This is a genomic window from Candidatus Neomarinimicrobiota bacterium, from assembly GCA_012964825.1.
GTDB lineage: Bacteria > Fidelibacterota > Marinisomatia > Marinisomatales > S15-B10 > UBA2125.
Genome location: DTTI01000050.1, coordinates 1 through 8,800 on the forward strand (window position 1 = coordinate 1; position 8,800 = coordinate 8,800).

The following is an 8,800-nucleotide window of genomic DNA, read 5'->3' on the forward strand; positions in this document are numbered from 1 at the left end:
TGTAATCACATTAGGCGAGGGGTCAGAATCAATGCGGATCAATCCAATGGCCACTTCGGAGCCTTCCTTTCTTCCTAACTGGTAGCCGGCAATGTTAACATCCATCTTTCCGAGCAGTGTCCCCACTTTACCAACTACGCCAGGAACATCCTTGTTGTAAATCAAAAGGAGCTTTCCTTCAGGACTTAAATCAAGATGAAATCCATCAAAATATATTATTCGCGGTAGACCCTCACCGAACAGACTTCCCCGGATAGTAAGGCTTTTTCCGTTCAAACGTACCGTTGTTGAAATGAGGTTGGCGTAATCTATCTTCTTGTGGCTGTAAGTCTCCTCAATGGTAATCCCTGTGCTTTCAGCTACGGCAGTGGCGTTAATGTAATTGACAGTACTGCCGTGAATTTCTTGGAGAAAGCCTTTAAGAAAAGCCAGTGTAATCACTTTAATCTCCTTAAGGGAACCGGCCGTAGATATGGAAACGGAATCTATAGGCCCAGAGGCAATTTGCTGATGAAGAGAGCCCAATTTTTCAGCAAGTATTAGGTAAGGCTCAAGACTTTTGAGCATATCCATATCAGCAATGTGAATGTTGAGAGCATTGCTAATGGTACCATCACTCAGGTAGTCCCGGACCTGCTCGCAAATGGCGGTGGAGACACCCTGTTTCGCTTCAATGGTGGAGGCTCCGAGGTGCGGTGTGTAGAGGATGTTGTTGGCATTAAGCAGTGATGATTCTGTCAGCGGTTCATTTTCAAACACATCGAGGGCTGCTCCTGAAATAATCTTTTCATTGAGGGCTGTAATAAGATCCTTTTCATCGATGATCCCGCCTCTGGCACAATTTACAATTTGTGCTGTCGGTTTCATCATTTTCAAGCGGTCTAGATCGAACATGGCAACAGTTGAATCTGTTTTTGGAACGTGGATGGTGATAAAATCGCACTTTTGACAGAGTGTGTCTAGTTCCACAAATTCCACATAATCCAGTTCATAATTTTTTCTCTTAATGTAAGGGTCAAAGCCCAAGACATTCATCTTGAATGGGTGGAGGCGTTTAATGACCTCTGTCCCGATTTTTCCAAGACCGACTACTCCGACGGTTTTGTTTTTTAGCTCAGTGCCGATAAGTTTTTCACGTTCCCATTTTCCATGGATCATTGAGTGGTAACCTTCATGAACATTTCGGGCAAGGGTAAGAAGAAGGGCAACTGTATGTTCCGCCGTTGAGATGGTGTTGGAATCTGGTGTATTCATGACGAGAACGCCATTCATGGTGGCGGCATGGATATCAATGTTGTCAACGCCAACGCCGGCCCGTCCAATGACGCGAAGATTTTCTGCCTGTTCTATATTTTTCGCTGTTATGGTGGTTCCGCTTCTCACAATCCACCCTTCAATATTTGAAAGATCCAACTTTGATGAGAACTTTTCTCCGGACGCATCCTCAATATCCATACCGGCATCTGTCAATATCTGTTTACCTTCGTCAGAGATGGGATCAGTGATAAGAACTTTCATCAGTTCATTTCTTTAAGGGTTTCATCCATGACTCCCAGCAGTTCCTCAATGTCTTCCAGGGTGATGTCACCCATATGTGAGATTCTGAATGTTTTCCCATTCAGCGGGCCGTATCCGCCCGATATTATGTACCCTTTAGAGAGAAGCCGCTGTTGAAAATCGGTAATGTTGATTGCCGGGGTGTTCTCTACACAGGTTAACGTATCTGATTCATAACCTTTCTCGGGAAACAGACCCATTGTATCCAAGGCCCAAGTGCGAACCCGGTCAGCCATATCACTATGCCGCTGGAAACGATTTTCGAGTCCTTCATCGAAGATCCTTTCCAATTGACGTTTCAAACCATACATGTGAGGAATGGAAGGGGTAGAGGGTGTTTGAGACCGTTTGGCATATTTTTCCAGAACAAGAAAATCAAAGTAATAACCTTTATTATTGCATTTAGAACTTACATCTAAAGTTCTTTTTGAAATCATACAGAGTGAAAAACCGGGTGGAAGTGCCCACCCTTTTTGAACACTGGCCAGTGCCACATCAATGCCAAGTTTATCCAATTCAATTTTGACAGACGACATAGAACTCACCATATCAACCAAAAATATGACCTCGGGGTATTTTTTCATCACCTCGGCAATTTCCCTGAGGGGATTCATGACACCTGTGGATGTTTCATTGTGAACGTACGTTATCACATCATACTTTCCGGTGGCCAATGTTTTGTCTACGAGTTCAGGTTTAATGGCTTCACCAAGTGCAACCTTTATGGAATCTGCAGGTAACCCGCACTTGACAGTAGTTTCGTGCCAACGGCTGGAAAAAGCACCGCAAACAAAATTAGCACACCTTTTCCTAACTGTGTTGCGCACAGCTGCTTCCCATAGTCCCGTGGCGGAGCTTGTGCTAAGATAAATTCTGTTATCAGTGTAAAGTACCTTTTGAATGCCCGCAACTACATCATTATACAGTTGAGAAAATGCCGCAGTACGATGACCTATCGGGTATTCACTGAGCGCTTTTAAGATTTCCTCATCTACGTGTGTAGGACCGGGTATAAAAAGCTTAGGCTTGGTTGTGCTGTTCATGGATGATCCATAGATCTTACCACCAGCCCCGTGGCTACCTTGGGATAAAAATAAGTCGATTTCTGAGGAAGGATACCACCGGCCTTTGTCACTGAGAAAAGATCATCCAGGGAAAGAGGATCGAGAAGAAATGCGGCATTCCACTCACCTGAAGAAACAGACTTTACAGCGAGATCAGCATCCTGAAAATATTTCAGGTTCCCTTTTGGACTCATTTGGCTGTGTGACAGCCCAAGAATTTCTTTCAGAATCAGCTCCTCCAGAATCACTACAGGAAGATGAGCGAGCGCAGTTGGGTTGCATTTTTTTCTCAAATTCTCAAGTATTTTTTCAGTGGGTGTCACCGTGAATCTACCTTTGTCGGGTGTGACAACATTCATCTGATGAGAGTCGTTTTGTGAACTGTTTACAGCGAATCGGCCTTCAAACGCTTGTAATAATGTCGTTTCGTTAAAGTTCGTCAGACCATGGACAGCTCTGTGTGTTGCTTGAACCATAAGCCCCGGTGAAGATGCAGGAACCAGATAGGCCATAACTGCTGAACTGTTAATATTATCGTTGTTGTTTTCTCTATGAAGAATTCTGGACGCTTCATAACGATGATGTCCGTCGGCAATTAGCACGTATTTATTACTGAATGACTGACAAAATTGTTCAATCCAAGCATTGTCATCTGTCAATGAAAATTCCAACGACACTTTTCCGTGATGATCCAGCTCTGCTGTTCGCAATTCAGCTGTACTGAACTGTTCCAGAAAATGTTCAGTCTCGATCGGATCATCCTGATAAATAAAGAAAAGGGGGCTCAGGTTGGCACGTGTTGCTTCGTAGAGTCTCACCCTGTCTATCTGAGGCGCTTTGTGCGTCTTTTCATGTCGTAGAACAAAACGGTCTGATTCATCGTCCAGAGACAGTTCAGCTAAAAATCCAAATCGTGTAACAGGTTGACCATCATTATTTTCGTAGGTCTCCCTCAGGGACCAGATGGCTGGCATGTCCGTCTGTGCAACAGTGTTGTTCTTCTTCCAGGAATTCCATTGAGATGCCGCCTCCTTATAGAAATCTGGATTGGACCGGGCGGGGTCATAATTTGCCGGCAGCGTCATGTGAATAAAGTTAACAGGAGATCTGGACGCAAGGTCCGCGCGCTCCCGTTCGGAAATGACATCATAGGGAGGAGCAATCACCGATGAGAGATCAGAAATATTAGATGGAGTGTAACTGTAGCCCTTAAAAGGGCGGATATCAACCATTTAAAACAATGCTCCGAGCTTAATACAAATTTAGAGAGGGAAGACTTCCTGCTGAAATGGAAACTGAGGTACTGAAATTAATCTTAAGGTAAAATGAAAAAATAGAGGGACTAGAGGCCTAGGCTTCTTCGTCGGTGAACTGCCACCGGCAGGTTCCACACCACCACGGTTTTCCCTTGTAGTCTTTACGCTGCTCGTTAAGGGTCAGCGAGCGTCTGCACTTCGGGCAATTTTTTTCTGTACCTTCTTCAGGCCAGCTGTAATCAGGATTAAACTGAAGTGGTGTGTCAAAAGTGGTGAATTCATCCATATCAAAAATTAACCAATAAATTCAGACCACAGAAAGCTAATAATTGAATTCATCCTTAGAATATTAAATATTGAGAACCACAAGGAAAGTGATTACAGCCACTCCCACCGCTGTTTTTATCCAGACCCATTGCTTCCGCGCTTTGAGCTGTTTTTCATAAGGCTTCCACCAAAGATTGACCGTGACCGTTTTCTCCGGAGCCACATATACCCGCTGAAGACTCTTTTGGAGAAGGGATTCAACCTCGTTCAATTCATAGTTTTCTCTCAACAGCGTAATAAACTGGGGATTGAGATAGGTGACAGTGTGAACTCCCGGCTTTAATGGAATAGGGTCATCAATAGGAACTTGTCCTATGAGGATATTATCCACATAAATATCAAGACCGCTGGAGTCACAAGAAACTTGGAGATAGCCTACAGTTTCATCCGGGATGGGGGTTAAAATTGTGTCTTGTTGCGCCAGGATAGGGGAAAGATATATCAGAAATGGGAGGAGAATCGGTAACGGGCGTTTCATAAGGTGAACGAAAGTTAAAGGTTTATTTTTCTTGAGACTATCGTAAAATCTTCCTCGAAAAATTGGTGAAGAATCATCTTACACCCTTCTCTTCGTCTCACCCCCTAACCAGAATGATTTCTTCTTCATCCGCTGGCACAGAATCGGCCTTGGATAGTCTGGCTAAAAGGATGACGTCAGACTCTTATGTTGTGTTTCTTACAGGAGCCGGTGTTTCAGCTGAAAGTGGGGTACCAACATTCCGCAGTTCTGATGGTTTATGGAAGAAATTCAAGCCGGAAGAGCTGGCTAATTTCAATGCGTTCATAAAGAATCCCGTACTTGTTCAATCGTGGTATCGGCACAGAACAGAGATAGTAGAAAATGTAAAGCCGAACAGAGGCCATTTTGCCATGGCTGAAATCGAATCAAAAGTGGACAAATTCGCAGTTATCACACAGAATGTTGATAATCTTCACCAGCGGGCTGGATGCGAAGAGGTCATTGAATTGCACGGCAATATTTTTAGAAGTTATTGTATCGACTGTAAAGAACAATTTGACGTTCAACTCTTCAGTGAAAACGGGGAGCCGATTATTTGTCGGTGTGGAGGTCTTGTTAGACCTGATGTTGTATGGTTTGGTGAAATGCTTCCGATTGATGCTTTTCGATTAGCTGAGAAACATGCCAGAAAGTGTGATCTGTTCATTTCCGTCGGCACCTCCGGTGTTGTCTATCCAGCGGCAGGACTTTCCTCCCTGGCCAAATCATCCGGCGCTTTTCTTGCTGAAATAAACACCGAACCAACCGAACTTAGTTCCATAATGGATGTGACTTTTCAGGGAAAATCAGGAGAGATATTGCCAGAATTGATATCACTCCTAGAATCATGAATAAATTGACAAAACGAATCTTTTTGGTCTTTGCACTGGCTGTATGGGGTTGTGCCTATTTCAATACTTTCTATAACGCAACTCAGTATTTTGAAGAAGCCGAACAGGAAATAGTCGCAACCAGTAAAGAGGAGCAGTTGTCTAAGAAAAGCGAAGAGTTGTTGGACAAAACGATAGCTCGATGCAATCTGGTTGTTGCCAATTATCCCGAATCAAGATTCCGCGATGATGCACTGCTCTTGCGGGCAAAAGCACAGTATTACAAGGGGGAATTCCAGTCATCAAGGGGATCTCTTGAGCGCCTGAACTTGGACTTTCCTGAAAGCCCTCTTCTTAACGAAGCACGATTGTGGACCATTCGTTGTAAATGGAAGATCGAATCTTCTCAATCATCACTTGAAGAGACACTTAATTTCATCAGCGAACTTGAGGAAGATGTCCGGTTGAGTCAAATTAAATCATTGAGATCGATTGCGCACACAACTGCTTCAGAGATATACCAAGCATACGGCGAAGTTGATTCAACACTGGCCCATTTGGTGAGAGCGGCAGAATCTGCGTCAAATAGGCTTGACCGAATGAACGCTCATTATGTAATCGCTGAACGGGCGTATGAGGAAGGTCGTCTGAACGTTGCGCTGGAGAATTACAGAAAGGTAATTTCCGCACATCCGATTCCCAAGCGGGTGGAGGCATCTCATTTACAGATTGTTCGAATTTATCGTGAAATGGAAATGTGGTCGGAGGCATCTAAGGAAATTGAAGAACTGACCACCAATGAAAAATTCTCAGGCATAAGGGCGGACCTCAACCTAGAGCTTGCGAAGCTATACGAAATGCAGGGCAGGGATGATGAAGCTAGAAAGCGTTATGAATCCATTACCGAAGATTTTCCAAAAACAGCGGCATCGGCGGAATCATATTTTGCATTAGGAACCGCCACCCTGTATGATGAGAAAGAATACGGGCAGGCGAGAAAGTATTTTGATAACGTAGAAAGAGAATTCCGGGAATCGACCTTCGCACCCTCAGCTCGTGTTAGGGTGCAGGAAATAGATGACCTTCTCTTGGTTACGGAAGCCATTGAGCAGCTGGAGACGACCCTTTTTGGTGATCAGGTAAAGAAAGAGGAGGCCGACGAAAAGGCAATTACTGAAGACCCGCTATTGCAACCAAACTCAAAGTCTGTCGTGAAGCGGGAGGAAAAGACAGAAAATTTCACTGAAGAGTCATATATTGAAATCTCTGATACCACACAGTTGTATCAGGAGTTGTCTCAGCGACTTTACAGCGCCGGTGAATTGAAGGCATTCAGATTTGGTGATGAGGTAGAAGGGATGAAATATTTTGAAAGGATCGTGAATGTTCTCCCGCCAACAAATAGTACTGCTCAAGCTCTCTATTCTCTCAGTTATCTTTATGACGTTACAGGTGATTCAGTCCAGGCATCGCATCTTAGGGATCAACTCATAAATGAATACCCTGATAGTGAGTACGCGATGGAAGTTGCCCTTTCCCAGAGTCTGACCCTGAGGGATGCTCCCGCCGAACTGATGGTTCAGGGTGAAAAAGTGACAGACCGTGATCCGAAGAAAGCAATTGAACTGTATGAGTCTGTCTTGGCACAGTATCCAAATACAAGATACGCTCCTGTTATACTGCTCACCATAGCTCATATTTATGACCGTAGTCTAAATGATCTCGACCGAGCCCTGGAGGTTTATCAGCAAATCACATCAGTCTACGGGAAGAGTGAGCAGGCACAGTTTGCTGGCGGAAGGATCGCCCTTCTGAACAAATTTAAGGAATCAATTGCTGACACCACTGCTTCAAGTGACAGTACGAACAATGGTCGCTGAAAAAGGGACTGTCCTGGACAACAGAGAAATCGCACGGGGAATTTTCCAGATGACCTTTACGGCAGATAGAATTTGTAATGAAGAACCGTCCCCCGGGCAATTCCTGAACATCTGTGTGGACGATTCATGGGAACACCCTTTGCGTCGACCCATGAGCATTGCTAATGCAGAGGGCGATAAACTCAGCATCATTTACAAGCTTTTTGGTGAGGGGACCAAGATTTTATCTGAATATATAAAGGGCCAGTCAATAGACCTGCTGGGCCCTTTGGGTAATAGCTACGGAGATACTAACGGCACCACACCGGTCCTAATTGGAGGCGGTGTTGGTCTGGCACCCATCCTCTGGTTCCACAAGGTTTTGCAAAAAAATAATGTTAATCATATAACTGTCCTTGGTGCCCGGAATGTTGAGGAACATTTCCTTTCCCATGAGCCTGAGAAGAACATATACCTCACAACGGATGACGGATCCATGGGAGAGTTTGGGACAGTCATGCCCACTGTTGAAAGAGTGTGCGGCGAGACTGAAAATACGAAACTGTTTGTCTGTGGTCCCGAACCAATGATGAAAGCTGTTCATCAATTTGTCACGAGTACCCATATCCCGTGCGAGCTGTCCGTGGAGAGTTATATGGGATGTGCTACTGGGTTATGCCAGGGGTGTGTCATTGAACGGGCCTCTCATGGATTGAAGGATCACAGTTACCATGAGAAATATTCTTTGGTCTGCATTGACGGTCCAATCTACTTGGCGCAGGAGATTGTTTTTTCATGACTGTTGATCTTTCTACATCACTATGTGACGTCAATTTTGCGAATCCTGTTTTTGTTGCCTCGGGGACTTTCGGGTATGGAACGGAAACTGAAGATTTGGTGGATGCGTCTGAATTGGGCGCCATTGTGACAAAATCTATCACGAAGTATCCCCGTGAAGGGAATCCACCACCGAGGATTGTGGAGACACCATCTGGCATGATTAACTCCATCGGACTAGCCAATATAGGTGTGGACAAATACATAGAAGAAATGCTTCCTTTTTATGAAAACATTGAGACTCAGGTCATTACAAATATTGCAGGATTTTCCATAGACGACTATCTACATGTTCTGGAAAAATTAGAATCCAGCGATGGAACAGTTTGCGGATATGAGATTAATATATCTTGCCCAAATGTAGAGGCCGGGAGGATTGAGTTTGCAGTGAATCCGAACTTGACCAGAGAGTTGACACAAGCTCTCAGGTCTGCTACAGAAAAGTTGCTGATCTTGAAACTATCTCCCAACGTTACCGATATTGGCGAAATCGCCGCCGCCGCTGTTGAGGGGGGCGCTGACGTTCTGTCCGCAGTAAACACTCTGTTCGGTATGAGCATAGACACTGCCA

The 8,800-nt window shown here is 44.5% G+C and carries 9 protein-coding genes; 4 read left to right on the top strand and 5 right to left on the bottom strand.

Annotated features, from left to right (window positions below; translation table 11 throughout):
- The 5 genes from EYO21_05275 to EYO21_05295 all read right to left on the bottom strand — a co-directional run.
- Positions 1-1,518, bottom strand: a 1,518-nt coding sequence (locus EYO21_05275; protein HIB03217.1) for a phosphoglycerate dehydrogenase, incomplete at its 3' end; no start/stop codon positions are given.
- Complete coding sequence (locus EYO21_05280; protein ID HIB03218.1) at positions 1,518-2,600, bottom strand: alanine--glyoxylate aminotransferase family protein; 1,083 nt, start codon at positions 2,598-2,600, stop codon at positions 1,518-1,520. The genes EYO21_05280 and EYO21_05275, both read right to left, overlap by 1 nt.
- Positions 2,597-3,853 (bottom strand): DUF1015 domain-containing protein, encoded by a 1,257-nt coding sequence (locus tag EYO21_05285; GenBank protein HIB03219.1) that lies wholly within the window; start codon positions 3,851-3,853, stop codon positions 2,597-2,599. Before EYO21_05285 ends, EYO21_05280 begins: the two co-directional genes overlap by 4 nt.
- A 118-nt stretch (positions 3,854-3,971) precedes the next feature.
- Positions 3,972-4,163, bottom strand: coding sequence for a hypothetical protein (locus EYO21_05290; GenBank protein ID HIB03220.1), 192 nt, complete (start codon positions 4,161-4,163; stop codon positions 3,972-3,974).
- 63 nt (positions 4,164-4,226) lie between these two features.
- The gene (locus tag EYO21_05295) at positions 4,227-4,682 is read right to left on the bottom strand and encodes a hypothetical protein (protein ID HIB03221.1); all 456 of its coding nucleotides are present in this window, start codon (positions 4,680-4,682) and stop codon (positions 4,227-4,229) included.
- A 113-nt stretch (positions 4,683-4,795) separates the two neighbouring features.
- On the opposite strand from EYO21_05295, the gene EYO21_05300 reads away from it, so the two are divergent.
- The 4 genes from EYO21_05300 to EYO21_05315 all read left to right on the top strand — a co-directional run.
- Positions 4,796-5,554: an NAD-dependent deacylase gene (locus EYO21_05300; GenBank protein ID HIB03222.1), complete on the top strand. Its 759-nt coding sequence runs from the start codon at positions 4,796-4,798 to the stop codon at positions 5,552-5,554.
- Complete coding sequence (locus EYO21_05305; GenBank protein ID HIB03223.1) at positions 5,551-7,413, top strand: tetratricopeptide repeat protein; 1,863 nt, start codon at positions 5,551-5,553, stop codon at positions 7,411-7,413. The genes EYO21_05300 and EYO21_05305 overlap by 4 nt, the downstream gene beginning before the upstream one ends.
- Positions 7,403-8,191 carry a dihydroorotate dehydrogenase electron transfer subunit gene (locus tag EYO21_05310; GenBank protein ID HIB03224.1) on the top strand — a complete coding sequence of 263 codons (789 nt, stop codon included), beginning with the start codon at positions 7,403-7,405 and terminating at the stop codon, positions 8,189-8,191. Before EYO21_05305 ends, EYO21_05310 begins: the two co-directional genes overlap by 11 nt.
- Positions 8,188-8,800, top strand: a 613-nt coding sequence (locus tag EYO21_05315) for a dihydroorotate dehydrogenase (protein ID HIB03225.1), incomplete at its 3' end; no start/stop codon positions are given. The genes EYO21_05310 and EYO21_05315, both read left to right, overlap by 4 nt.

Coding starts and splice junctions, on each gene's coding strand:
- EYO21_05280 (HIB03218.1), bottom strand. CDS start 2,600: ATGAACAGCACAACCAAGCCTAAGCTTTTTATACCCGGTCCTACACAC.
- EYO21_05285 (HIB03219.1), bottom strand. CDS start 3,853: ATGGTTGATATCCGCCCTTTTAAGGGCTACAGTTACACTCCATCTAAT.
- EYO21_05290 (HIB03220.1), bottom strand. CDS start 4,163: ATGGATGAATTCACCACTTTTGACACACCACTTCAGTTTAATCCTGAT.
- EYO21_05295 (HIB03221.1), bottom strand. CDS start 4,682: ATGAAACGCCCGTTACCGATTCTCCTCCCATTTCTGATATATCTTTCC.
- EYO21_05300 (HIB03222.1), top strand. CDS start 4,796: ATGATTTCTTCTTCATCCGCTGGCACAGAATCGGCCTTGGATAGTCTG.
- EYO21_05305 (HIB03223.1), top strand. CDS start 5,551: ATGAATAAATTGACAAAACGAATCTTTTTGGTCTTTGCACTGGCTGTA.
- EYO21_05310 (HIB03224.1), top strand. CDS start 7,403: ATGGTCGCTGAAAAAGGGACTGTCCTGGACAACAGAGAAATCGCACGG.